Source organism: Actinomycetes bacterium (assembly GCA_036000965.1).
Classification (GTDB): domain Bacteria; phylum Actinomycetota; class CALGFH01; order CALGFH01; family CALGFH01; genus DASYUT01.
The window spans coordinates 1-23,107 of sequence record DASYUT010000060.1; the positions used below are offsets into that span (position 1 = coordinate 1).

Consider the following 23,107-nt stretch of genomic DNA (forward strand, 5'->3'; position numbering starts at 1 on the left):
CGGGATCCTGGTCCCTTCGGCGGGCACGATCAGGGTGGACGGGCTGGTCCCCTGGCGCGAGCGGCGCCGGCTCGCCCGGCGCATGGGGGTGGTGTTCGGCCAGCGGAGCCAGCTCTGGTGGGACCTGCCCGTGCGGGAGTCGTTCGAGCTGGTGGGCCACCTCTACGGGGTGCCAGGGGCTGAGCAGGCGGTGCGGCTGGCCCGGCTGGCAGCGCTGCTCGACCTCGGGCCGCTGCTCGACGAGCCCGTGCGGGCGCTGTCGCTGGGGCAGCGGATGCGCGCTGAGCTGGCCGCGGCGGTGCTGCCGATGCCGCGGGTGCTGTTCCTCGACGAGCCGACGATCGGGCTGGACGTGGAGGCCAAGGCGGCCGTGCGCGACTTCCTGCGCGAGCTGAACCGGGCCGAGGGCACCACGGTGATCCTCACCACCCACGACCTGGATGACATCACCCAGCTCTGCAGCCGGCTCATGATCATCGACCACGGCCGCCTCATCTACGACGGCACCGTCGACCGGCTCCGCGACGCCTACGGCACCACCCGGGTGCTGGTCGTCGACCTGGTCGACGACGTCCGGGTGGAGCTGGAGGGGGCGGCGACCGTGCGGGCCGAGGGCCACCGGCGCTGGCTGCAGTTCGCCCGCGACGAACTGAGCGCGGCCGAGCTGATCGCCCGGGTCCTCGACCGCCACGAGGTGGTCGACCTGACCCTGGTGGAGCCCGACATCGAGGACATCGTCCGCCGGATCTACCGGGGCGAGGCCGCGCCCGCCAGCGGCTGACGGCCCTGGGTGCAGGTGTGTAGATCTGCTGATGGGCACCTTGCCGCCGGGGATGGACAATTTCGCACGATCCGGTAGAGGCTTCCCAACCGGTCCGGGGGGGCCATGTTGCGGTTGTTCGAGTTTGCGGCGCGGGTGCGCCGTCGGTCGATCGCTGGCGCGATGCCACCGGCTGATGACCACGGCCCGCCAGTCGCCGCCCAAGCACCCTTCGGGGTTCGCGTCGGCCCGCGCGAGGCCAGGCTGGCACGCGAAGTCAGGCTGTCACCCACGACCCGGCCGGCGCGCCGCCCAGGACCGCCTCCCGGGACCGCGCCCGCTCCCCGGACCGCTCCCGGGACCGCACCCGCTCCCGGGACCGCGCCGGCCCCCCGGACCGCGCCCGCTCCCCGGTCCGAGCCGGCTTCCTGGTCCGCGCCGGCTCTCCGGTCCGCGCCGGCGCGCGGGGCCGCGCCGGCTCTACCGGGTCGCCGGGTGCCGTGGCGCCATCGCGTTCGGCTTCCCGCGCCGACAGCTGGCCGGTCGGTCCGTCGCCTCGTCGCGCTCGCCCTGGTCTGCGCCCTGGTCGTCCCGGCGGTCGCCATCGCGCACTCCAGCGACCCGGCCGCGCAGCCGAAGGCGCCGGTCCTGATCGCCCCGTCGCTGAGTGAGCTGAACCGCGTCCTCGCCGGGGCCGAGCGCTACCTCGACGGGCTGTACAAGCCGCTGGGAGCCGTCGGCGCGGTCCAGTCGGAGTATTACGGACTCCCGATCCGGGTGTACTTCCCCCGCTACAACCGCTGGGTGCTGGCCGGCCAGACCCGGTCGGAACAGTGCCGGCCGGGCGACTGCCCGTCGCTCACTGGCATCACCCGGCTGGAGTCGGCCTACGCCACCGAGACCTACGAGCTGACCTTCGCGAGCCCGGCCACGACCGACGCCCTGCGCCTGCGCGTCCGCTGCGACTGGAACGCCGGTCCGGGGCGTTACCAGATCACCGTCACCGCCGTCGAGATGCGCGACCGCGGCCTGGACAGCGCCGACGTGTGGCTGGACGACACCCGCGTCGGCGGCTTCTCGCCCCGCGCGCCTGGCGCCCCCTACCCAACCTACACGCTCACCTTCCCCAGCACCGACCTCAGCCACCTGCGCAGCTTCCGGTTCACGGTGCGCCACGCGACCCAGCAGGCCTGGCTCTACGCGCAGGCCAAGCGCGACAAGGCCAGAGCCGACGCCCTGGCCCGGTTCATGGTCAACGCAGGCTTCCAGCCCGGTCTCGACCTTCGCGTCACCCTGTTCGGCCAGGGCCGGCAGTACCCCGCCGACCTCAGCTACCGCCACGAGCTGCTCATAGACGCCTACCTGGACTGCCGGCTCAAGCCCCCGGACACCCCGCTCGCCTACCCCTACCGGTCCAAGGCGTGCCTGCTCGACGCCCGCCCCTACCTGTGGGCGGCCCGCCAGGACACGTTCCTGCCCACGCTCGAGGCCGTCCAGGCGTTGCACCGGGAGGGGTCGCCGGCCCGCTCCTATGCCAACGGCAGCGGCTTCCTGCCCGGCCGGACGACCACGGCGAGCGCCACCGCCGACCGGCTGGAGCTGGCCTTCGACCGGCTCGGCTTCGGGATCCCCCGCTGCAACCCGCTCGGCTGCGACCGCGAGCGCGCCAGCGCGCTGCGCACCTTCGCCTTCGGCGCCCTCGAGACGCTGCTCGGCTACAAGTACGGCGAGGTAGGCCGCCGCGCCTACGCCGACACCGCGGCCCGGCTGGCGGTCTCCACCCAGATCGAGGACGACGCCGTCGTGCGCCACGGCGCCCACGACACGTCCTACCGGCCGGCCCTGCGTGGTGGCTTCTACACCTACTGGAACCGCCAGCTCCGCTTCCAGCGACCCGACGGCGTCGTGCAGGCCACGGTCGACCGCCTCAGCATGCCGTCCGAGTACATCGGCCTGGTGCCGAGCGACAGCGAGACCACCTTCGACGGCTATGCGTTCCTGCTGCTCTACCGCTGTGTCAGGTACCGGGCCGGCTGCCAGCCCCTGTGGACGTCGTACGGGCTCGTCCCGGGCGAGGGTAGCTCGGGCACGTCCGGCTGAGGTCGCCGGCAGATCTGCTACCCGGGCGGTCCTGTCGCGGGGGCCTCAGGGCGGCATCACGAGAGGACCGCCTCGGCCCAGCGCTCGATGGCCGGGCGCAGGGCGCGGAATGCCTTGCCGCGGTGGGAGGCGGCGTCCTTGGTCGGGGCGTCGACCTCGGCGCTGGTGCGCGTCCAGCCGTCGGGGACGAACACCGGGTCGTAGCCGAAGCCGCCCGCGCCCCTGGGCGCGTCGAGCAGGCGGCCCTCCCAGGCCGCCTCCGCGTGCCAGGTGCCGAGGCCGGGGTCGACCAGGGCGGCGGCGCAGCGGAAGCGGGCCGTGCGCAGCTCGGGCGGCACGCCGGCCAGCTCGGCCAGCAGCTTGTCGAGGTTGGCCTGGTCGGTCGCTTCCGGGCCCGCGTAGCGGGCCGAGCGGACCCCCGGGGCGCCGCCCAGGGCGTCGACCTCCAGGCCGGAGTCGTCGGCCATGGTCGCCAGCCCCGACCAGGCCGCGTACGCGTGCGCCTTGAGCAGCGCGTTGGCCAGGAACGTGACCCCGGTCTCCGCCACCTCGGGCGGGGTCCCGAGCCAGGTGCCGGCCAGGCCGATCAGCTCGACCGGCAGCCCGGCCAGGATGGCGCGCAGCTCCCGCAGCTTGCCCGGGTTGCCGGTGGCCACGAGCACCCGCGGCACGGTCGGGCGCCCCTCGCCCTCGGGCCCGCCGCTCGGGGCGCCCGGCGCCCGGATCGGCGGCTCCTCGCCCGGCCCCGAGGCTCCGGGTGCGCCCTCCCGCCGGGTCATGGGCGGGACCGGGCGGCGCCGAGGTGGAGCGGGGTCGGGCCGAGGGCGAGGCGGCGCAGGGGCGGGATCGCGGCCTGCTCGAGAAGGTCGCCGAGGGCGAGCTTCTGGGCCGCGACCAGCTCGGCGATGCCGTGGCCGGCCAAGTCGAGCAGGGTGTCAAGCTCGGCCCGGGAGAACGGCTCCCGCTCGGCGGTGCCCTGGACCTCGACCAGGCCGCCCAGGCCGGTCATGACCACGTTCATGTCGGTCTCGGCGCGCATGTCCTCCTCGTAGGGCAGGTCGAGGCAGGGGACGCCGTCGACGATGCCGGCGCTGACCGCGGCGACGTGGTCTCGCAGCGGGAAGGTCCTGGCCCGCTTCTCCTGCATGAGCCGGTGGCAGGCGGCGAACAGGGCCACCCAGGCCCCGGTGATGGAGGCGCAGCGGGTGCCGCCGTCGGCCTGGAGCACATCGCAGTCGACCCACAGAGTCGACTCGGGCAGCGCCCCGGTGTCGGTGACGGCGCGCAGCGAGCGGCCGATGAGGCGCTGGATCTCGTGGGTGCGGCCGCCGGGGCGGCCCTTGGCCACCTCGCGGGAGGAGCGCTCGCTGGTCGACCCGGGCAGCATCGAGTACTCGGCGGTGATCCACCCCTTGCCAGTGCCGCGCAGGAACGGGGGCGTCCGGTCCTCGTGGCTGACCGCGCACACGACCCTGGTGCGGCCGATCTCGACCAGGGCCGAGGCGTAGGCGGTCTCCTGCCAGCCGAGCGTGATGGCGATCGGCCGCAGCGCGTCAGGGGCGCGGCCGTCCTTTCGGGTCACGGCATTCCTCCGAGCTGGTAGACGTTGCCCTCGACGGCCACGTCGAGGTCGCCGCCGTACGCCTGGCGGGCGCGGTCGACGGCGACCCGGGGGTCGTCGTGGGGACGAAGATGGGTGAGGACGAGCCGGTCCACGCCGGCCTCGGCGGCGAACCGGCCGGCGCCCGCGGGCGTCATGTGGAACGGCTCGGCGCCCGAGGGCTGCTCGGTCCAGGCCGCCTCGCAGACGAACAGGTCGGCGCCGTCGGCCAGCCGCCCGAGCCCGTCGCAGGGCCCGGAGTCGGCCGAGTAGGCGATCGTGCGGCCCCCGGCGACGGCCCGGACCCCGTAGGTCTCGAGGCTGTGGACGGTGGCGACCGCGGTGAGGGTGAGCGGGCCGAAGCGCAGGCACTCGCCGTCGGCGAGCTCGTGCACCTGGAACGCGTCCTCGAGCAGCGACGACGTGCCGGTCGAGACGAGCCCGCTCAAGTGGTCGGCCCAGCCGGCCGGGCCGAACACGGGGACGCGGGTGCCTGCCGGCTCGAAGTCGCCGTAGCGGAGGGTGTAGTAGGCGAGGGGGAGGTCGCTCAGGTGATCGACGTGCAGGTGGCTCACCCAGATCGCGTCCAGCTCGGTCGGCGAGGTGTAGCGCAGCAGGTTGGCCAGAGTGCCCCCGCCGGTGTCCACCCACACCCGCACCGGCCTGCCCCTGCCGTCGCCGCCGGGCGCCGCCTCCAGCAGGTAGCCGGAGCAGGCCCGCCCGGGGGCCGGGTAGGTGCCGCAGGACCCGAGCACGGTGAGCCGGATCACGGCGCGGTCGCCTCGGCCGGCTCGGGCAGCGCGCCCCGGGCCGCCGCAGGCCCCGCGCTGCACCGCTCCACCCGGTTGACCTCCGGGCCGAGGAAGCGGGCGCCGAGCCGGCGGAAGTGGTCGGGGTCGCCAGAGGCGAGGAAGCGGTGGCTCGGCACCGCCCCGTAGGGGGCGTGCAGGCCGGCCCGGGTCAGCTCGGCGAACACGTTGCGGGCGGTCCACTCGGCCGAGTTGACCAGGAAGACGTCGGGGCCCATGAGGTAGCCGATGACCCCGGTCAGCAGCGGGTAGTGGGTGCAGGCCAGGATCAGGGTGTCGACGTCGGCCCGGACCAGCGGGCGCAGGTAGGCGCCGGCAACGTCGAGGATCGGCTGGCCGGTGGTCTCGCCCCGCTCGACGAACTCGACCAGGCCCGGGCATGCCTGGGAGGTGACGGTGACGTTCTCGTGGGTGTCCCGGATCGCCTCGAGGTAGCGGCCGGAGCCGATCGTGCCCTTGGTGCCGATCACCCCGATGCTGCGGTTGCGGGTGAGCCGGACCGCCGCGCGCACCGCCGGCTCGATCACCTCGACGACCGGGACGGGGTAGGCCGCGCGCAGCTCGTCCAGGGCGGCCGCCGAGGCGGTGTTGCAGGCCACCACCACCAGCTTGACGTCCTGGGCGAGCAGCAGGTCCATGATCTCCGCGGCGAAGCGGCGCACCTCGGGCTGGGGACGGGGGCCGTAGGGGCCGCGTTGGGTGTCGCCGAAGTAGATGACCGACTCGTGTGGCAGCAGGTCGATGACCGCGCGCGCGACGGTGAGCCCGCCCACGCCGGCATCGAAGATCCCGATGGGTCGCGTGTCCATGCCCGGCACGATACCGCAGCGCGCGGTCGGGGCCGGTGACCGCGCCGACGGTGCGCGCGGCGGTCCGGCTCACCCGCAACCGCAGCATCGGGGTGATCGGCACCAAGGGCACGATCGGCTCCGGCCGCTACCTCGAGCCGCTACCTCAGGGGCACGATCGGCTCCGGCCGCTACCTCGATACGATCGGCTCCGGCCGCTATCTCGAGGGGTACGATCGGCTCCGGCCGCTACCTCGAGGGGTCAGGCCCAGAGCTGGCCGCGCAGCCCCGCCTCGGCGCGCTCGGGGTCGGCGCCGTAGGCGCCGGTGGACAGGTACTTCCAGCCCCCGTCGCAGACCAGCAGCACGATGTCGGCCTGCTCGGCCTGCTCGGCCAGCCGCAGCGCCACGTGCAGGATCGCACCGCTGGAGATGCCGGCGAAGACCCCTTCGACGGCGGCCAGCTCGCGGGTGCGGCGCAGGGCGTCGGCCGAGTTCACCTTGATGCGCCGGTCGAGCAGGGTCTCGTCGAAGATCGGGGGGACGAAGCCCTCGTCGAGGTTGCGCAGCCCGTACACCAGGTCGCCGTACTCGGGCTCGGCGGCGACGATCTGCACGGCGGGGTTCTGCTCCTTGAGGTAGCGGCCCACGCCCATGAGGGTCCCGGTGGTGCCGAGCCCGGCCACGAAGTGGGTGACCTCGGGCAGGTCCCGCCAGATCTCGGGCCCGGTGGTCTCGTAGTGGGCGAGCGCGTTGGCCGGGTTGCCGTACTGGTAGAGCATGACCCAGCCGGGGTTGGCGGCGGCCAGCTCCTTGGCCACCCCGATCGAGCCGTTGGAGCCCTTGGCGGCCGGCGAGAGCGTCACCTGGGCGCCGTACAGCTCGAGGAGCTGGCGGCGCTCCTTGGAGGTGTTCTCGGGCATGACGACCACCAGCCGGTAGCCGCGCAAACGGGCGACCAGCGCCAGCGAGATGCCGGTGTTGCCACTCGACGGTTCGAGGAGGGTCGCGCCCGGGGTGAGCCGGCCGGTCTTCTCGGCGTCCACCACCATCGCCTTGGCGATGCGGTCCTTGACGCTGCCGGTCGGGTTCTGCCCCTCGAGCTTGGCCCAGAGCCGCACGTCGGGCCGGGGCGAGAGCCGGGGCAGGCCCACCAGCGGGGTGTTGCCGATCGCGTCGACCAGATCCTCGTACCGCACGTCGCTCACCCGCTCCCGCCGTTGACCGGGTGGCTGGGCATGAGCCCCCCGGACCCCCTGGCCGCCGGGGGGCTGGGCATGAGCCCCCCAGACCCCCTGGCCGCCGGGGGGCCAGGCGTGAGCCCCCCGGACCCCCCGGCCACGGCGGGCAGGATGGCGACCACGTCGCCCTCGGCCAGCTTGGCGTCCAGGGCGCCGAGGAAGCGGACGTCCTCGTCGTTGACGTAGACGTTGACGAAGCGGTGCAGGCTGCCGTCCTCGTTGAGGAGCTGGCTGGCGATGCCCGGGTAGCGCTCGTCCAGGTCGGCGAGCAGGCTGCGGATGGTGTCGCCCTCGGCGGCGACGCTCTTGGCGCCGTCCGAGTACTTGCGGAGGATGGTCGGGATGCGGACTTCGACAGGCATGGGTGGCGGGCCTCCTGGGCGGTTGGGGTGGGCGGCGGCCGGAGGCCGGTCACGCCGACAGCGGTCGGCGAGCTCGGCCGCGGCTCAGGCGCCGTGCGCCGGCCGGCGCCGACATCGCCCGTAGCGGGCGGCCGGACCCTGGCGGTGCCAGACCGGCGAGGCGAGCCCGGCGGCGGGCCCGGGAGGGGGCGGCGCGGGACGCACCGGGCTCACCCGGCCACCGCCGGGCTCGCCTGGTCGACGATCTCGACCGGCTCCTCGGTCACTTGGCCGTCGACGATGCGGAACGCGCGCAGCTCGGGCGCTTCCTGGTCGGCCAGCGAGAGGATGAGGTAGGCAGCGTCCGGGTAGCGCGCCAGCTCGACGTCGGTGCGGGACGGGTACGCCTCGGTGAAGGTGTGGGAGTGGAAGATCCCGACCAGGTCCCAGCCCAGCTCGTCCATCTCGGTCATGGCCCGGAGCAGGGCTTTCGGCTCGACCACGTAGAAGGTCGGGCTGGCCTCGGCGTTGGGCAGCGCGTAGACCTTCTCCACTCGCCCGTCCCCGCCCAGCAGGGCGCACGCCTCGTTGGGGAACTCCTCCCGGGCGTGGGCGACGAGCGCGTCGTAGCTCAGTTGGTCGATCTCGAACATCGGTCCTTCCAGCCAGGTCCTCATCCGGTCACCCAGTCCCAACCACCCGGGCGGCGCCGATGTTCCGGCGTCTGGGATGCCCAGGTCGAGCGTAGCATCGCGACCAGCGAGCCGACCATGGCCCGCCCGGGCCTCGCGCGCCTCAGGCGATTGCCCTCGCCACCTCAGGCGATTGCCCTCGCCACCTCGGGCGGGTGCGCCTCGCGCGCCCAGGCGGGTGCGCCTCGCGCGCCGCAGGTGAGCGCGCCCCCGCGGGCTCCAGGCGAGCACGCCTCACAGGCCCAAGGCGAGTGTGTCCTGGTCAGCCCGGAGGCAGGCGGCGGACCCGCACAGCCCCGGCCGGGCCGCCGACCACCCGCCCGACCAGGGCGGGCCGCAGGCCGCGGCCGTGCAGGTCGTCGACCAGGCTGGCCAGGGCGCCGGGAGGGACCGCGAGCAGCAGGCCACCCGAGGTCTGGGCGTCGTGGAGCAGGGTGGCGACCACCGGCGGGACGCCCGGGTCGAGCTCCACCTTGCCGGCCAGGAACGCCTCGTTGCTCCTGGTCCCACCGGCGACGAACCCGGCCCCGGCCAGCTCGGCGGCGCCGGGCAGGAACGGCACCCGGGCCGCGTCCACCTCGCCGGCCGCGCCGCTCGCCCGCAGCATGCGGTGGAGGTGGCCGAGCAGCCCGTAGCCGGTCACGTCGGTGGCCGCGCGCACGCCGGCGGCCAGGGCCGCCTCGGACGCGTCCGCGTTCAGGGCGGTCATCGACGCGACCGCGCTCGCCACCGACCCGGGGTCGGCGCCGCCGCGCTTGAGCGCGGTGGCGACCACGCCGGTGCCGAGCGGCTTGGTGAGCACCAGGTGGTCGCCTGGCCTGGCCCGGTCGACGGTGAGCAGGCGGCCCGGGTCGGCCAGGCCGACCACGGCCATGCCGTACTTCGGTTCCGGGTCGTCGACCGAGTGGCCGCCGACGACCAGGCAGCCCGCCTCCCCGGCCACCTCGGCGCCGCCCCGCAGCACCTCGGCGAGCAGCTCGAGGGAGAGGGTCGCGGCCGGCCAGGCGGTCAGGTTGAGCGCGACCAGCGGCCGCCCGCCCATCGCGTACACGTCGGACAGCGCGTTGGCGGCGGCGATCCGCCCCCAGTCACGCGGGTCGTCGACGATGGGGGTGAAGAAGTCGGTGGTGAAGACCAGCGCCCTGGACCCGTCCAGACGGTACACAGCCGCGTCGTCGCCCTCGCCGGCGCCTACCAGCAGGTCGCCGGCTGCCGCACCGAGCCCAGGACCGACCGCCCGCATCAGCTCGTCGAGCGCGGCCAGGGGCAGCTTGCACGCGCACCCGGCGCCGTGGGAGAGCGAGGTCAGGCGGACGGCATCGGTCTGGGACGGCATCGACGCTCCCTCCAGGGGCGGGTGGCTTCTCAGGGGCGGGTGGCTTCTCAGGGGCGGGTGGCTTCACGATCCCTCTAGGTTGGTCCCGCAGGTCCAGCCCCGTCCACCTACGTCCACCCTGGTCCACGTTTTGCCAGGTAGATCGTACCTTCGATGAGGATGAGCAGGACCCTGATCCAGCCTCGTCCACCCTGGATTATTCCGTTCCTGTTCATATTGATGATCCCCCCGCCCCGTGACGGCCGACTCCCTCTGTAACGACCTCGTTACGTCTCGTCCATCCTCGTCCGGCTACGTCCAGCCTCGTCCGCGCTGGTCTGGGGACGCTGCAACCGTCGCAACATCGGGCGAAACGACGTGAGACCCTGTGTAGAACGCATCGTCTGCATAGATAGTGCTCGCGTATAGAAGTTCGTGCGTGGTGGTCATGCAGCCTTCGGGAGTTGCCGTGCTTGGCCAGCCAGCGCAGCAGCCGCGGCGGTCAGGCGCGGGTGAGTCGGCGGGTGCCCCAGATGGCCGCGAGCAGGAGCGCCAGGGTGCCGCCGGCCCACAGCAGCACGCCGATCGGTTGCCGGGTGGCCAGGGGAACCTCAAGGATCTTGGCGAGCTGCGGTGCCAAGAAGACGGTGGCGCCGATCGCCGGCCGCGGGTCGACCGGGGCCAAGGCCAGGGCGCCGAGGAGCAGCGCGGGCAGCAGCAGCCAGGTGACCTGCCCGCCGGTGTCGTTGATGACATAGCCCGTGGCCGTGGCGTCGAGGGCTACCAGGACGGGGACCAGCAGCCACAGCCATGACCGTGGCTGGGGAGGTGGTCGCTGCCAGGCCAGCAGGCCGACGATGGCAATCGGCAGCAGGTAGCCTGCCGCCGTGCCCCATGAGCCCGGCGGCGCGCCAATGTTGATGTTGGTCGCCGCCGGGCTGAACGCGACCGCGGCGGTCAGGGCGGTCAGCACCAGCCCGACGCGCAGGCGCCCGCGCAGCACGCTCAGCGCGCCCAGGATCGGCAGCAGCGCCAGTGGGCTGGGCGGGTAGAGGGTGTGCTGGGAGCGCGCCCACGCCAGCTCGGCCCATTGCGTGTGCAGCGCGGCGGCGGCCTGGCTGAGCAGCAGCAGCAGCGCCCCCAGGTGCAGCCCGCTGTGCCACAGCCTGCCAACCGAGCCGGCGGCGGCCATCCGGGTGCGGGTCCGCAGGCCGCCCACCAGCAGGCTGGCCGCTTCCCTGAGCGCGGGCGGCCGCCGCCCGGGCTGGGTCTGGGCTGCCTCCAGGAGTGTGGTGCGGAGCTCGGCGCCGCGCTCGTGCCGCCAGGCGCGCGGGTAGGCCAGCAGCAGCAGGCGGTACCAGCGCTGGCGGCGGAGCTGTGGTCGGCGGCTCATGCTGGGGACGGCCTGCTTGCCGGTGTGGCGGGCCGGCGCGTGACGATCCGTGCGGCCTGCTCCATCCGGGTTGCTTCCTGGTGCAGCGCGTGGCGGCCCTGTTGGGTCAGGCGGTAGTAGCGGCGCACGCGCCCGTCGACGGTCTCTTGGCGGTCGACGGTGATGTCGCCGCTGCTGGCGAGCCGGTCCAGTGCCTCGTAGAGGGTGCCGGCGGCCAGCCGGACGCGCTGGCCGGACAGCTGGTAGGCGTGCTGGATGATGCCGTAGCCGTGCAGCGGGCCGTCCAGGAGCGCGGCGAGCACGAAGTAGGTGGGTTCCCGCATCGGGCGTGGTGGGCGACGGTCGTGTGCCATGCGCCCAACTATATGTCGGTAACCGAGCCATCACAAGCGTCGGGCCGCAGTCCTGCCATACTGGGGGTCCGCGCGGGTGGTTATGCCGCTTGGCGGAGAGGCTGGTGCTCGGTCAGGTGGCGTTGGCAAGCTGCTCCGTTTCGTCCAGGCGGCACAGGAGTCGGTCCAGGTCCGAACTGGTGAACCGCCAGTCGAACGGCACGGCGGTCTGCTGGTAGCGAGCCTGGAAGCCAAGCAGGCGCTGCTGGGCCTCGGCGAGGTCGGTGAAGTCGTTGGGCGTCAGCACTTTGCGCTGAAACACCGAGAAGACGATCTCGATCTGGTTGAGCCACGAGGCGTGCACGGGCAGATGAACCAAGCACAGGTTCTGTACTCGCCCTCCAGCCGCTGGATGGACGCCTGGCCGCGGTGGGGTGAGCCGTTGTCGACCACCCAGAACACCCGCTCGGCCGACGCGTGCGGCTCGACGGTCATCACCCGCGACAGCGGCACCCCGCGGGTTCGGGGTAGCGAACAGGCGACCGCCTTGGCAGCCGCCACGACCGCGGCCGGGAACACCCGCGGCCGGCCGGGCCGCTTGCGGTCCCGCAGGCCCTGGAATCCCTGTTCCCAGAAGCGTTTGCGCCACTTGATGACGGTGTTGGGCGCGACGCCGACACGCCGGGCGAGCAGCGCGTCGGGCAGCCCCGCCGCGGCGTCCAGCACGATCCTGGCGCGGACCACCTCTCGCCACGGCACCGCTTGGCGGCGGGCCCGGGCCTTGAGGAAGCGGCGCTCCGCTGCCCGCAGGCTGATCTGGAACGGGCCGCGCCCACCTGCTCGTGCCACCACACCTCCCTCCTGGAAGCCGGCCCCGCTGGCCGACCGGGCAGCAGGCTACCGGGGCAGGGGATGATGGGCCGATGCCAGCGCCAACGATCCCCGGGTCGACCAAGGTCTCTCTACACCAGCGGCTGCTGGACCAGGCACGTCAGCGGTGGGGCGAGCTCGCCGACGTGCACGTGCGCTTCCGTGGCCGGTTCGCCTACCTCGACGGTGAGCTGCACACCGGCGAGGCCTCCGGTTGTGCCGGCTGCGCTACGAGCGCTCGGCCAGCCTGTGGGGGTTCGCCATCTACCTCGCCAGCCGGGACGGCTACCAGGACTCAGTCCTGCCAAGCGGCCTGCCGACCGGCACGCCCGAGGAGGCCCCGGACTGCGCCTGCGGGCTGTACCTCAACGACCCCACCGCCTGGCAGAACAACCTCCCACCAGCCAGCTCCTGACCACCCACGAACTTCCATTAGGGCAGTACTACGGCTCCGGGTTGACGTGGCCTCGGCTTGCGCCGGGCCAACCGCGGCATGCGGTCTGCCGTGTGGCGCCGAGCCGCTCCCACGGCCAGGCCAGGTGGGCGCGTCTGAGCCGCACGGGACCCCGCCGGGTGGAACGGCCGTTGTCGCTGGCCTGGCGGGCCGGAACCGGCGCGGCTGCACGTCGGGCAGACCGGCGCATCCGGGCCAGCGGTGTCCTTGTTGTCCAGGCGTGGTCAGCGTTGGGGTGATGGTGCGGGCGCGCCGGAGGCGCCGTCGCCGGCGGCGCGGTGGACCTGCGTGACGGTGCCGGCCGGGGTTGCGGTGAGCTGTAGGCCCCGCTCGGTGAGCCGGTTCTCGAGCCCTTCGACACCGTCGGCGACGGTGTCGGGCAGGTTGTAGAACTCCTCGAGGATGGCGCGGGCGATGTCGTCGTCGATGACGGTGGCGTCCCAGTGCACCTCGTCGCCGTCGGTGGTGATGCTGGAGTCAAAGAATGGGCAGCATGCCTTCTCGCGGGCGGCAAGGTCGCCTGTCCAGGCTTGGATGCCGTCGTCGGCGCGCAACCGGAACCGGATCCCTTCGGCGGTCCGTTCCCGGCCGATGAGGGCCTGGGTGAACAGCCGCTGGTACTCCTGCAGGCGTTCCGGGCCGGTGTCGGGGGCGGTGGTCATGTCGCAGACGATCGGTGTGGTGGTTGCCGGGCTGTCCATCGGTGCTGCTCCTCGGGTTGTGGTCGGGTGTTGCGCCCTGTCACCGCCAACCTTAAACTCTGGACCTAAGTTCAGAGTCAAGCGGTGAGGCGTGTGAAGATCGGCCAGGTCGCAGCGGAAGCCGACGTGAGCGTGGACACGGTCCGCTTCTACGAACGGCGCGGTGTGCTGCCGACACCAGCGCGCCGGCCGTCGGGCTATCGCAGCTACACCGCGTCCACGGTGGAGCGGATCCGGATGGCGCGCGCCCTGCAGCAGCTGGGGTTCACGCTGGAGGAGGTCATCGACGCGCTCCACGCCCATGACGCCGGCACCGCGACCTGCGACAGCGAGCGGTGGCGGCTGGAGGCCGTGGTCGACCGGATCGACGCCAAGATCGCCCAACTGCGCCGGACCCGCCGCACCATCACCACGACGATCCAGGAGTGCCGGGCCGGCCGCTGCCGGTTCACACCAACCCTCGATGGTGACCCGCCGCGCTGACGTCTCCGCGGTCGGGCGGCGGCGACCTGGCGAGGGCGGACACGACGGCGCGCACCAGGAGGGCCTGCCGTCCAGGCACCGGCGTGGCATCGGCAACGCCAGCACGACCGCTGTGGCCCGGCCGGTTGTGACGATCGTCGGCACGAGCCCGAAGACGCTGCGTCAGGACCATGAGCCCTTCCGCGTCGCGGCGTGTGGCGCCGGGTGATCAGGTGGTGGGGTCGTGGTCGATGGGCAGGAGCACGAGCGCACGAGCGCAGCCGCGGCGATCCTGCCGATCTCCCAGGGGCAGCAGCCGACGTTGCGTAGGGCCTTGAAGGTGGTCTTGAGTCAGGGCCCCGGCAAGTCGCGGTCTGCCCCAAAGGCCCGACCATGCCTGTCGCTGGAGGCTGGCTCCCGGCCTGGACCAGCGCGGTCGCGTGGCGCCGGGCCACGACCCTAGGGCCATCGGACAAACAGGGACGAACCGCGACCTCGCCGGGGCCCTGCCTCAGGGGTCACCTGTGCACCAAGTCGTGATGTTTCATCACGGACGCTCGATGGGCAGAATAGTCAGCGAGGCACATCGATCGGCCTTTGTCCCCAGATTCTCTCTTGAGGCACGCGCACAAGCGGCTACCCCACATCGGCATCCAAAGGGAGGGCCCATGTCCGAATCCTCGGGAGGACCCGGCACCTCGGGAGAACCCGTCTCTCGGGCTGCCAGCGAGCCAGGCACTGAGCCGGGCGTCAAGCGCAAGCCGCTCTACCATCACCTGTACTTCTGGGTGCTGCTCGCGATCGTTGCGGGTGCAGTCGTGGGAGTGGTCGCGCCGAGCTTCGCGGTTGAGCTCAAGCCGCTGGCCGACGGCTTCGTCAAGCTCATCCGGATGCTCATCGCCCCGATCATCTTCACAACGGTCGTGGTGGGCATCGCCTCGCTGGGCAACCTCACCGAGGCCGGCCGGCTCGGGGTTAAGGCTCTTGCGTACTTCATCACCATGACGCTGATCGCCCTCGCGATCGGCCTCGTCGTCGTCAACGTGATCCACCCCGGAGTGGGACTCAACGTCACCCCCGACCCAGCGGACGCGAAGGAGACGCTCGGCAGCCTGCAGGAGACCCCGAGCGGAATCGTTCCGTTCCTGCTGCACATCATCCCCGACACCTTCGTCGGTGCCTTCGCCGAGGGCGAGATCATCCAGGTGCTGTTCATCGCCGTACTAAGCGGCATCGCGCTCACGGCGATCGGCAGTCTCGGCGCCGGGATCGTGGCCGGGATCGACGCCATCGGCAAGATGATCTTCCGAATCGTGCACATCGTTCTGTACGCCGCCCCCATCGGCGCCTTCGGCGGCATGGCCTACACCGTGGGCCGCTTCGACATCGGGGTACTCGGCAACCTGGCGACCCTCATGGTGGCCTTCTACCTGACCTGCCTGTTGTTCATCCTGGTCGTCCTCGGCGGGGTCGCTGCGGCCTTGGGGCGCTTCAACATCCTGAAATTCATCCGGCTCATCAAGGACGAGCTGCTCATCGTGCTGGGCACTTCGTCGTCGGAGTCGGTGCTGCCGCGGATCATGGCCAAGCTGCAGAACGCCGGGGCGGCCAAGTCCGTGGTCGGGCTGACCATCCCTACTGGTTATTCGTTCAACCTTGACGGCACGTGCATCTACCTGACGATGGGGGCGATCTTCATCGCGCAGGCGACGAACACGCGGATGTCCATCGGGCAGCAAATCGGCCTGCTTCTGCTGCTGCTCCTGGTGTCGAAGGGCGCAGCCGGGGTCACCGGCGCCGGCCTCGTGACGCTGGCCGCCGGGCTGCAGGCCTTCGGCCACGTCCCCGCCGTGGGCATCGCGCTCATCGTCGGCATCGACCGCTTCATGTCCGAGGCCCGGGCGATCACCAACCTCATTGGCAACGGCGTGGCCACGATGGTCATCGCCAGGTGGGAGGGCGAGCGAGACGAGGAACGGTTCCGCGAGGTCCTCGACGACCCGTCACTGATCGAGGACATCGACGTGCCCGAGGACTACGAGACCCCGGAGGAGTACGCGGAGTCCCACCGGCCCTCCGCTCTCACACATTGAACAGACTGGGGCGGGACCGTGACGCCTGCATCTCACTAATTTGTCGGAAACCATTGGATTGGCCGGAGAGGCACTCTCGAGAGGAAACGAGGCCCGAACTGTACCTACCGAAGAAGTAGTCGCCGAAGCCCTCTCAGTGTAGGTGTTCTCGGCGTCGAGTCGAGAAGGTGGCGGAATGTCCGAGCGTCCATATGAGCTGGTCCAAACGGCGGCGGGTACGGTGGCGCGGGTCCGCATCCGTGGCCGTTCGGTGCTGGCATCTCCGCTGTTGAACCGGGGGACGGCGTTCACCCCCGAGGAGCGGCAGGCGCTGGGGTTGACCGGTCTGCTGCCTTCCGGCGTGTCGACGATGGAGGCGCAGCTGCGCCGTACGTATGCGCAGTTCGGCCGGCAGGCCGACGATCTGGGAAAGAACGTGTATTTGGGCAACCTGCGGGACCGCAACGAGGTGCTGTTCTACCGGCTGCTCACCGAGCACCTCGAGGAGATGCTGCCGATCGTCTACACCCCGACGATCGGCCAGGCGATCGAGCGGTTCAGCCACGAGTTCCGCCGCCCGCGCGGGGTCTACCTGTCCGTCGACCACCCCGAGAACGTGGAGGAGGCGTTCCGTAACCACGGCACGGGCGCCGAGGATGTCGACCTGATCGTGGCGACCGACTCCGAGGGCATCCTCGGTATCGGGGACTGGGGTGTGGGCGGGATCGAGATCGCCATCGGGAAGTTGGCCGTGTACATCGCGGCGGCGGGCATCCACCCGCTCCGGGTGATCCCGGTGGTGTTGGACATGGGCACCGACAACCTGGCGTTGCTCAGCGACGACATGTACCTGGGGAACCGGCACGCCCGGGTACGCGACCACCGCTACGACGAGCTCATCGACGCGTACGTCACGGCGGCGACGAAGCTGTTCCCCAACGCGCTGCTGCACTGGGAGGACTTCGGGGTCAGCAACGCGCGGCGGATCCTGAACAAGTACGCCGACCAGGTCTGCACGTTCAACGACGACATGCAAGGCACCGCGGCGGTCGTCCTGGCCGCCGCGGTCGCCGCCGTGCGCGTCGCGGGCGGCCGGATGCGCGACCAGCGCGTGGTCATCCACGGCGCCGGTACCGCCGGGATGGGCATCGCCGACATGATGCGCGACGTCATGGTCCGCGAGGGGCTGACCCGCGAGGAGGCCACCCGACGGTTCTACGCCCTAGACCGCAAGGGGCTGATCACCGATGACCGGGCCGCCACCTTGCGTGACTTCCAGATGCCCTACGCCCGCCCGGCCGGCGAGGTCGCGAACTGGTCACGCAGCGGCGATGGGATCGGGCTGGCCGACGTGGTGGCCAACGCCGAGCCGACCATGCTGATCGGCACCTCCACGCAGCCGGCGGCGTTCAGCGAGCAGATCGTTCGTCAGATGGCCTCCAAAGTCGAGCGGCCCATCATCATGCCGCTGTCCAACCCCACGTCGAAGTGCGAGGCGCTGCCCCAGGACCTGATCCGCTGGACCGAGGGACGGGCGCTGGTCGCCACCGGCAGCCCCTTCCCGCCGGTCACCTACGAGGGTCGCACCTACCGGATCGCCCAGGCCAACAACGCGTTGATCTTCCCCGGCCTGGGCCTCGGCGTGGCCGTCGCCAAAGCCAGACGCATCAACGAACCGATGCTGGAGGCGGCCGCCGACGCTGTCGCGGAACTCTCCGACGCCATGACGCTCGGGGCGGCGCTACTGCCACCGGTGGAGAGCCTGCGCATGGTCTCCGCCGCGGTCGGCGTCGCCGTTGCCCTCGCGGCCGAGAAGGAAGGCCTGGCCCAGGCCGAGCTCAGCTCTCCCGTTCAACAGATCCACCAGGCCATGTGGCGGCCTGCATACCCCCAGATCGAACTCATCTGAGCATCAGAGAGAGATACACGGAGCACAGTCGAAAGCACGAAGACCGGCAGTTTCATGCTCCACCATGGCCGTGGACGGCCCACAGACACGTACAACGCGCTCTGATCGACTACGGACCAGAAGAAGCAGCAACGATCAGCGCGGTGGCAGTGAAGCTCCGGAGCGCGCCAAAGAGAGCGCTTAAGACACCGTGGGATCCCCGACTGAAGTGGCTGCTGCGCGCGGCACGCGAGGTTCCCGTCGAGGACATGATCGAGCGACACGAGATGGTGGAAACCATCGTCGAGCGTCACGGCGGCCTCTACGACGGCGGAGAGACCGGGTGGCTCGACTCGCGCACTGGCGGGCCGGTGCGGCAGGCCGATTCGTAGGGGTCGATCCGCTACTGTTCCGTTCGGGGTGCCTGATCGCCCACCTCGACGGCAAACCCGCTGGTCAACGGGTTGGAGGCGGGTCGGGGAACTAACCCTCTAGGATAGGGTCGCGTCCCACGAAGATAGGGTCGCGTCCCACGTCACCGCGCCGGAGATCCCACGTGCTTGCTTCCATCCTCCGCGAGGCCGGCCGCCAGTACCAGCGCCGGCCGCTCGCCGCCGTGGCCACCGTCGCGTTCGGCGCCGCCTCGCTCGCGCTCCAGCGGGCCTCGCAGCCGGTCCAGGTCGTCGGCGGCCTCGCACTGGTCGTGGCCGGCGTGCTGGCCGAGCTGTTCCTGGTCGCCTACCTGGCCGGCGCGCTCCAGCCCGGCCCCCACCAGCCCGGCCAGGCGCTCGCCGCCACACGCCGGTCGGCCGGTCCCGGCTTCCGGGGCGCCCTGCTCCAGTTCCTCTACCTGGCGCTGGCCTCCATGGTGGCGCTGCTGCTGCTCGGCGCCCGGGACCTCGCCACGCTGAGCAGGAGCGAGCGGACCGTGTTCGAGGTCGGTACGGTGCCGCTCCTCGCGGTCGCCTTCGCGTTCCTGGCCGTGCTGATCCAGCGGATCGTGCTCGACGGCGAGCGCCGCGTCCGCGTGGCCGCCGCCGTGTCCCACCGCGTGGCAGCCGCCCACTTCCCGATCTGCCTGGGCATCGGGTTCCTGCAGGCGGTCGGCCGGGTCGGCGACGCCCCCGGGATCGCGCTGCTCGCCCAAGTCGCCATCGTGGTCGCGCTGGGGCTGACGGAGCCGTTCCGGATCGCGATGAGCAACTCGCTGTACCTGGCCACCCGCTCGCTGCACGCCACCCAGCCGGACCGCCGCGGCAACTCCGACCGCCTGGGCTGACCGCACCACCTGAAGCGCGAGCCCGACGGCCGAATTTGGCCGTCGGCTTGGAAGGATCGTCCGCTGCCAGGCGGACCCCGAGCAGTTCGGCAAACCTGCCGAGCGGGATGTGATGCCCGGGGCCGCAGGCGCTCCACGCGTTCAGTGCCGGGCGGCCAGGGTCGCGGGACCGGTCAGAGGGCCCGCGGCCAGGGTCGCGGGACCGGCAGAGGGCCCGTGGTAAGGGTCGCGGGACCGGTCACAGGGCCACGCAGGACGGCTCGCCGGTGCCGGCCGGGAAGCTGGCCACCCCGTAGGCAGTGAGCGCCAGGCCGAGCACGAACGGCGCGGCCAGGGCGAGGAGCTGGAGGCGGCGGTTGCCGGCAGGGACGACGTCGAGCAGGGCCATGCCGGCAAGTCCGCCCACGAAGCCGCCGATGTGGGCGAGGTTGTCGATGTTGGGGATCCGGGTGGCCAGGAACAGGTTGATCGCCACGATGAAGAGGAGATTCTGCAGGGGGGCGCCGCCAATCGCCCGGCGCCGGCGGAAGAAGAACGCCACCAGCGCGCCGAGCAGCCCGAAGATCGCCCCGGAGGCGCCCACCCCGAGCACGGTGCGGCCGATCGCGAAGCTCGCGGCCGCCCCGACGAACCCGGCCCCCACGTACAGGGCGAGGTAGCGGGCCCGGCCGAGCACGTACTCGAGCTGAGGTCCGAACACGTACAGGGCGTAGCTGTTCAGCGCGAAGTGGAGGATCCCGGCGTGCAGCACCATCACCGTGAACAGCCGCCAGTACTGCCCGCCCTCGGCGATCGCGGCCGAGTTGAGGGCGCCGAGCCGGCACAGCGCCGGCGAGGACGGGTCGAGCAGCCCGGCCACGCCGCCGCTCTGGGCCGCCTCGACCAGCAGCATCACCGCGTTGACGGCGAGCAGACCGAGGGTGACGACCGGGCGGCCCGGTTCGGGCAGCCGCCGGACGTCGGCCCGCTCGCTGGCGTCGTCCGGGCAGAGCTGGCCGACCGGGGCAGGCTGGGCGCACTCGCCGCAGACGGGCCGGTCGCAGCGCGAGCAGCGCAGCGCCGTGGGCCGGTCGGGATGCCGGTAGCAGGTGGCCTGGGCGGGCGCCTGGGCGTGGCGGGCCAGCCATTCCGGGCGGTCGTCCGGCACCTGGTCGTCGGGCAACGGGCACTCCTCTCGATGGGCCTCGCCGGCCCAGCATGCCACGCCTGGGCGAGTTCAGCGGGCCAGGAAGCCTGGGATGGCCGGCACCTTCAGGTCGGGCGGCGAGGGCAGCTCGGTCTCCGCGCGCACCGCGTCCACGCTGGCCACGACGTGGTCGGCGATCGCGTCCCAGGACAGGGGGGCGACCGCGGCCTGCCGGAGGGTCTGCCGGCGCTCCCGGTCCCGCTTGAGCGCGCCCTGGATGGCGCGCGCGAACTCCGACGGGTCGCGTGCGATCCACACCAGCCGGCGCAGGTCCTGGGCACCGGCGACCGCGGTGGTCACGACCGGCAGCCCGGCCGCCAGGTAGCCGAACAGCTTCTCGGGCACCACCGCCCGGGTGGCCGGGGCGACCTGGTGGGGCGCAATGGCGACGTCGGCCGCGGCCAGGTAGTCGGGCAGCAGGTCGTAGGGCCGGGGCCCGATCACGTGGACGTTGCGCACCCCGGACAGCAGCTGGGCGAGGAAGTCGGCGGCCGGGCCCACGAACACGAAGCTGTGGTCGGCCAGCCGCTCTGCCGTCCCCCGGATGAGGCCGACGTTGAGGTAGGCGCGCATCGAGCCGGCGTAGATGACCAGCGGCCGGGGCAGGTCGGCGAGCTCCGGCGCGGGCCGGCCCCTGGCCAGCCCCTGGTCGGCACCGACCGGGTGCAGCACGGTCCGCGGGTTGCGCGCCTTCAGCTCCTCCACCAGCTCGCCCGTGCCCGCCCAGACCAGGTCGGCCCGGGGCACCTGGGCGGCGTAGATGTCGTCGAGGACGCCGCGCTCGTCGGCGTCGGGCGGGTAGGCGGCCCGGGCGTCGCGGCGGATCTGCGCCACCCGCGTCACCCTGCGGCCGCCGAGCCGCTGGGCCAGGTCGACCGAGAACCGGTCGGTGAGCCCGTGCAGCATGATGAGCGGGTCGCCGAAGGCCTGCTCGCTCTCGAGCCGCTCGATGGTGCGGTCCAGGGCGGCGTCGGGCCGCTGCGGGTCGGCCCGCGGCGTGAACAGCAGCACGCCCTCGTCCTCCACGCCCGAGAAGCGGCGGAGCTGCCCGGCCATGTCCTGCTCCCAGCGCGGGTCGCGGAAGCGGCTGCGCAGCTCGGCCGGGTCGACCGGGGGCTGCACGTGGAAGACCCGGGCCACCCGGGCGTGGCGGGCCAGCGCCCGGCTGAGCAGCTCGTCACCCCGGCCGTACAGGCCCCAGTCGTCGAACGCCCAGCTCTTGAGCACGTTGTAGGTCGGCAGGTCCCGCCTCTCCTCGGCCACGCGCCCTCCACCACCATCGCCCGTCGGTCACAGCCCAGCCCGGCGCATCCTACGACGGCGCGGCGGCCGGTCCCGAACGGCGGGTCCCCGAACGGCGGGTCCCCGAACGGCGGGGAGGGGGCCGATCGAGAAGGGCTACCCCCGGTACGGCAACGAGGTGCGGCAGGGGCCGGTCCCGAACGGCGGGCAGGGCCGAGTCCCAGGCCGCGCGGCCTTGCTAACCTCGGCGCATGCAGCCAGATCCCGCCGGGGCCGACGTGAGCGTCCCCGCCCCAACCGTGCCCCGCTACGGCGAGGCGTCCCTGTCCGACCTCATGCCGTCCCTCCTCGCCGCCCTGGACGTGCCCGGCTGCCGCAACCCGCTCGGGCTCGAGCCGGCCCGCCGGGCCTGCCTGCTGGTGGTCGACGGGCTCGGCTGGGAGCTGCTGCTCGCCAACCGGACCTGGGCGCCGTTCCTGGCCGCCGCGGCCGAGTCGGGGTCGCCGCTTACCGCCGGCTTCCCGTCGACCACGGCGTCGAGCCTCGGGTCGATCGGCACCGGCCTCCCGCCGTCCGAGCACGGCCTGGTCGGCTACACGATCGCGCTGCCCGGGATGGAGCGCGCGTTCAACTGCCTGCGCTGGGCCCCCTACGGCCTCGGCGGGTCCAGGGACAGGGACCTGCGCGACCGGTTCGTGCCCGAGCGGCTGCAACCGGAGACGACCGCCTTCGAGCGCGCCGCAGCCGACGGGGTCGCGGTCAGCCTGCTCGGCCCGGGCGAGCACGCCGCCTCCGGGTTCACCCGGGCGGTCCTGCGAGGCGGCGTGTACGCCGCGGTCCTGTCCCTGGGCGACCAGGCCGCCGCCGCAGCGCGCCACCTGGCAGGCAGCAGGCGCAGCCTGGTCTACGCCTACCATCCCGACCTGGACAAGACCGGGCACGTCAGGGGCACCGCGACCGACGCCTGGCGGCTGCAGCTCGCCCACGTCGACCGCCTGGCCGCGCACCTGGCCGACCGCCTGCCGCGCGACGCGGTCCTGCTCGTGACCGGCGACCATGGCATGGTCGACCTACGGCCCGAGCAGCGGATCGACCTGGCCGACCAGCCCGAGCTGGCTGCGGGCGTACGGCTGCTCGCCGGTGAGGCCCGCGCCCGCCACGTCCACGCCAGGGACGGGGCCGCCGGCGACGTGCTGGCCGCCTGGCGGGAGCTGCTCGGCCACGTGATGTGGGTCGTCTCAGGCGAGGAGGCGGTCGAGTCGGGCTGGTTCGGGTCGCAGGTGCCCGACCGGGTCCGGCCCCGCGTCGGCGACGTGGTCGCGGCCGCCTTCGGCCCGGTCGGGATCGTGCAGCGCGAGGTCGACCCGTCCCAGGCCCGGCTGACCGGCCACCACGGCTCGCTGACCCCGGCCGAGCAGCTCGTCCCCCTGATCGAGATCCGCCGTTAGGGCTTGCGGGCCGATAACCTGGTCGTTCCAGCGCCGGCACACCGCGGCAAGCGGGACTCGACCTGGCCAGGTCACTGGGCGGCGAGCCCGTAGTACCAAACGAAGCGTCGATAGCACCAACGAAGCTCGATCTCC

Annotated in this window: 24 protein-coding genes and 1 pseudogene; 10 read left to right on the forward strand and 15 right to left on the reverse strand. The window is 72.6% G+C overall.

What is annotated here, in order from left to right; all coding sequences use genetic code 11:
• Both VG276_04430 and VG276_04435 read left to right on the forward strand, forming a co-directional pair.
• On the forward strand, positions 1-781 hold a 781-nt coding region (locus tag VG276_04430; protein ID HEV8648650.1), incomplete at its 5' end, for an ATP-binding cassette domain-containing protein.
• Positions 782-1,255: 474 nt separating this feature from the next.
• Positions 1,256-2,860 (forward strand): hypothetical protein, encoded by a 1,605-nt coding sequence (locus VG276_04435; GenBank protein HEV8648651.1) that lies wholly within the window; start codon positions 1,256-1,258, stop codon positions 2,858-2,860.
• 56 nt (positions 2,861-2,916) lie between these two features.
• Here VG276_04435 and VG276_04440 read toward each other — a convergent pair whose 3' ends face one another.
• Genes VG276_04440 through murI form a run of 4 tightly spaced genes read right to left on the reverse strand, consistent with a single transcriptional unit; the run spans position 2,917 to position 6,078 of the window.
• Entirely contained in the window at positions 2,917-3,639 is a 723-nt protein-coding gene (locus VG276_04440; protein HEV8648652.1) for a non-canonical purine NTP pyrophosphatase, read from the reverse strand.
• The gene (rph, locus tag VG276_04445; protein ID HEV8648653.1) at positions 3,636-4,442 is read right to left on the reverse strand and encodes a ribonuclease PH; all 807 of its coding nucleotides are present in this window, start codon (positions 4,440-4,442) and stop codon (positions 3,636-3,638) included. The genes VG276_04440 and rph overlap by 4 nt, the downstream gene beginning before the upstream one ends.
• A complete protein-coding gene (locus tag VG276_04450) occupies positions 4,439-5,230 on the reverse strand; it encodes an MBL fold metallo-hydrolase (GenBank protein ID HEV8648654.1) in 792 nt (263 codons plus the stop codon). Before VG276_04450 ends, rph begins: the two co-directional genes overlap by 4 nt.
• Complete coding sequence (gene murI / locus VG276_04455) at positions 5,227-6,078, reverse strand: glutamate racemase (GenBank protein ID HEV8648655.1); 852 nt, start codon at positions 6,076-6,078, stop codon at positions 5,227-5,229. The genes VG276_04450 and murI overlap by 4 nt, the downstream gene beginning before the upstream one ends.
• 44 nt (positions 6,079-6,122) lie before the next feature.
• Here murI and VG276_04460 point away from each other — a divergent pair.
• Positions 6,123-6,215 (forward strand): annotated as a pseudogene (locus tag VG276_04460) (glutamate racemase).
• A 104-nt stretch (positions 6,216-6,319) separates the two neighbouring features.
• On the opposite strand, the gene VG276_04465 reads toward VG276_04460, so the two are convergent.
• The 8 genes from VG276_04465 to VG276_04500 form a co-directional block, all read right to left on the reverse strand.
• On the reverse strand, positions 6,320-7,255 hold the full coding sequence (locus VG276_04465) for a cysteine synthase (protein HEV8648656.1): 936 nt from the start codon (positions 7,253-7,255) through the stop codon (positions 6,320-6,322).
• A gap of 5 nt (positions 7,256-7,260) precedes the next feature.
• A complete protein-coding gene (locus tag VG276_04470; protein HEV8648657.1) occupies positions 7,261-7,659 on the reverse strand; it encodes a MoaD/ThiS family protein in 399 nt (132 codons plus the stop codon).
• A 209-nt stretch (positions 7,660-7,868) separates the two neighbouring features.
• Positions 7,869-8,291: a M67 family metallopeptidase gene (locus VG276_04475; GenBank protein ID HEV8648658.1), complete on the reverse strand. Its 423-nt coding sequence runs from the start codon at positions 8,289-8,291 to the stop codon at positions 7,869-7,871.
• A gap of 301 nt (positions 8,292-8,592) precedes the next feature.
• Positions 8,593-9,666, reverse strand: a complete 1,074-nt coding sequence (gene selD / locus VG276_04480) for a selenide, water dikinase SelD (GenBank protein HEV8648659.1) — start codon at positions 9,664-9,666, stop codon at positions 8,593-8,595.
• Between the two features lie 481 nt (positions 9,667-10,147).
• On the reverse strand, positions 10,148-11,038 hold the full coding sequence (locus VG276_04485; GenBank protein ID HEV8648660.1) for a hypothetical protein: 891 nt from the start codon (positions 11,036-11,038) through the stop codon (positions 10,148-10,150).
• Positions 11,035-11,391, reverse strand: a complete 357-nt coding sequence (locus tag VG276_04490; protein ID HEV8648661.1) for a helix-turn-helix transcriptional regulator — start codon at positions 11,389-11,391, stop codon at positions 11,035-11,037. The genes VG276_04485 and VG276_04490 overlap by 4 nt, the downstream gene beginning before the upstream one ends.
• A gap of 112 nt (positions 11,392-11,503) precedes the next feature.
• A complete protein-coding gene (locus tag VG276_04495) occupies positions 11,504-11,692 on the reverse strand; it encodes a hypothetical protein (protein ID HEV8648662.1) in 189 nt (62 codons plus the stop codon).
• Positions 11,671-12,219 (reverse strand): helix-turn-helix domain-containing protein, encoded by a 549-nt coding sequence (locus VG276_04500; protein ID HEV8648663.1) that lies wholly within the window; start codon positions 12,217-12,219, stop codon positions 11,671-11,673. Before VG276_04500 ends, VG276_04495 begins: the two co-directional genes overlap by 22 nt.
• Before the next feature lie 235 nt (positions 12,220-12,454).
• On the opposite strand from VG276_04500, the gene VG276_04505 reads away from it, so the two are divergent.
• On the forward strand, positions 12,455-12,655 hold the full coding sequence (locus VG276_04505) for a hypothetical protein (GenBank protein HEV8648664.1): 201 nt from the start codon (positions 12,455-12,457) through the stop codon (positions 12,653-12,655).
• Between the two features lie 263 nt (positions 12,656-12,918).
• On the opposite strand, the gene VG276_04510 is transcribed toward VG276_04505, so the two are convergent.
• Positions 12,919-13,395 (reverse strand): hypothetical protein, encoded by a 477-nt coding sequence (locus tag VG276_04510; protein ID HEV8648665.1) that lies wholly within the window; start codon positions 13,393-13,395, stop codon positions 12,919-12,921.
• Positions 13,396-13,488: 93 nt separating this feature from the next.
• Here VG276_04510 and VG276_04515 point away from each other — a divergent pair, with 93 nt between their 5' ends.
• The 5 genes from VG276_04515 to VG276_04535 all read left to right on the forward strand — a co-directional run bounded on the left by VG276_04515 (position 13,489) and on the right by VG276_04535 (position 19,096).
• On the forward strand, positions 13,489-13,878 hold the full coding sequence (locus VG276_04515; protein HEV8648666.1) for a MerR family transcriptional regulator: 390 nt from the start codon (positions 13,489-13,491) through the stop codon (positions 13,876-13,878).
• Positions 13,879-14,381: 503 nt separating this feature from the next.
• The gene (gene dctA / locus VG276_04520; GenBank protein ID HEV8648667.1) at positions 14,382-15,950 is read left to right on the forward strand and encodes a C4-dicarboxylate transporter DctA; all 1,569 of its coding nucleotides are present in this window, start codon (positions 14,382-14,384) and stop codon (positions 15,948-15,950) included.
• Positions 15,951-16,125: 175 nt separating this feature from the next.
• Positions 16,126-17,838 carry an NAD-dependent malic enzyme gene (locus VG276_04525; GenBank protein HEV8648668.1) on the forward strand — a complete coding sequence of 571 codons (1,713 nt, stop codon included), beginning with the start codon at positions 16,126-16,128 and terminating at the stop codon, positions 17,836-17,838.
• 143 nt (positions 17,839-17,981) lie between these two features.
• Positions 17,982-18,209 carry a hypothetical protein gene (locus tag VG276_04530; GenBank protein HEV8648669.1) on the forward strand — a complete coding sequence of 76 codons (228 nt, stop codon included), beginning with the start codon at positions 17,982-17,984 and terminating at the stop codon, positions 18,207-18,209.
• Between the two features lie 164 nt (positions 18,210-18,373).
• The gene (locus tag VG276_04535) at positions 18,374-19,096 is read left to right on the forward strand and encodes a hypothetical protein (protein ID HEV8648670.1); all 723 of its coding nucleotides are present in this window, start codon (positions 18,374-18,376) and stop codon (positions 19,094-19,096) included.
• Positions 19,097-19,334: 238 nt separating this feature from the next.
• Here VG276_04535 and VG276_04540 read toward each other — a convergent pair whose 3' ends face one another.
• On the reverse strand, positions 19,335-20,258 hold the full coding sequence (locus tag VG276_04540) for a rhomboid family intramembrane serine protease (GenBank protein ID HEV8648671.1): 924 nt from the start codon (positions 20,256-20,258) through the stop codon (positions 19,335-19,337).
• Between the two features lie 54 nt (positions 20,259-20,312).
• Complete coding sequence (locus VG276_04545) at positions 20,313-21,545, reverse strand: glycosyltransferase (GenBank protein HEV8648672.1); 1,233 nt, start codon at positions 21,543-21,545, stop codon at positions 20,313-20,315.
• Between the two features lie 230 nt (positions 21,546-21,775).
• On the opposite strand from VG276_04545, the gene VG276_04550 reads away from it, so the two are divergent.
• On the forward strand, positions 21,776-22,972 hold the full coding sequence (locus VG276_04550; GenBank protein ID HEV8648673.1) for an alkaline phosphatase family protein: 1,197 nt from the start codon (positions 21,776-21,778) through the stop codon (positions 22,970-22,972).
• The last annotated feature ends 135 nt before the right edge of the window (positions 22,973-23,107 follow it).

What these genes read in the sequence shown, in the direction of transcription:
- VG276_04440 (HEV8648652.1), bottom strand. Translation starts at nt 3,639, where the DNA reads ATGACCCGGCGGGAGGGCGCACCCGGAGCCTCGGGGCCGGGCGAGGAG.
- murI (HEV8648655.1), bottom strand. Translation starts at nt 6,078, where the DNA reads ATGGACACGCGACCCATCGGGATCTTCGATGCCGGCGTGGGCGGGCTC.
- VG276_04470 (HEV8648657.1), bottom strand. Translation starts at nt 7,659, where the DNA reads ATGCCTGTCGAAGTCCGCATCCCGACCATCCTCCGCAAGTACTCGGAC.
- VG276_04475 (HEV8648658.1), bottom strand. Translation starts at nt 8,291, where the DNA reads ATGTTCGAGATCGACCAACTGAGCTACGACGCGCTCGTCGCCCACGCC.
- selD (HEV8648659.1), bottom strand. Translation starts at nt 9,666, where the DNA reads ATGCCGTCCCAGACCGATGCCGTCCGCCTGACCTCGCTCTCCCACGGC.
- VG276_04485 (HEV8648660.1), bottom strand. Translation starts at nt 11,038, where the DNA reads ATGAGCCGCCGACCACAGCTCCGCCGCCAGCGCTGGTACCGCCTGCTG.
- VG276_04490 (HEV8648661.1), bottom strand. Translation starts at nt 11,391, where the DNA reads ATGGCACACGACCGTCGCCCACCACGCCCGATGCGGGAACCCACCTAC.
- VG276_04510 (HEV8648665.1), bottom strand. Translation starts at nt 13,395, where the DNA reads ATGGACAGCCCGGCAACCACCACACCGATCGTCTGCGACATGACCACC.
- VG276_04525 (HEV8648668.1), top strand. Translation starts at nt 16,126, where the DNA reads ATGTCCGAGCGTCCATATGAGCTGGTCCAAACGGCGGCGGGTACGGTG.
- VG276_04550 (HEV8648673.1), top strand. Translation starts at nt 21,776, where the DNA reads ATGCAGCCAGATCCCGCCGGGGCCGACGTGAGCGTCCCCGCCCCAACC.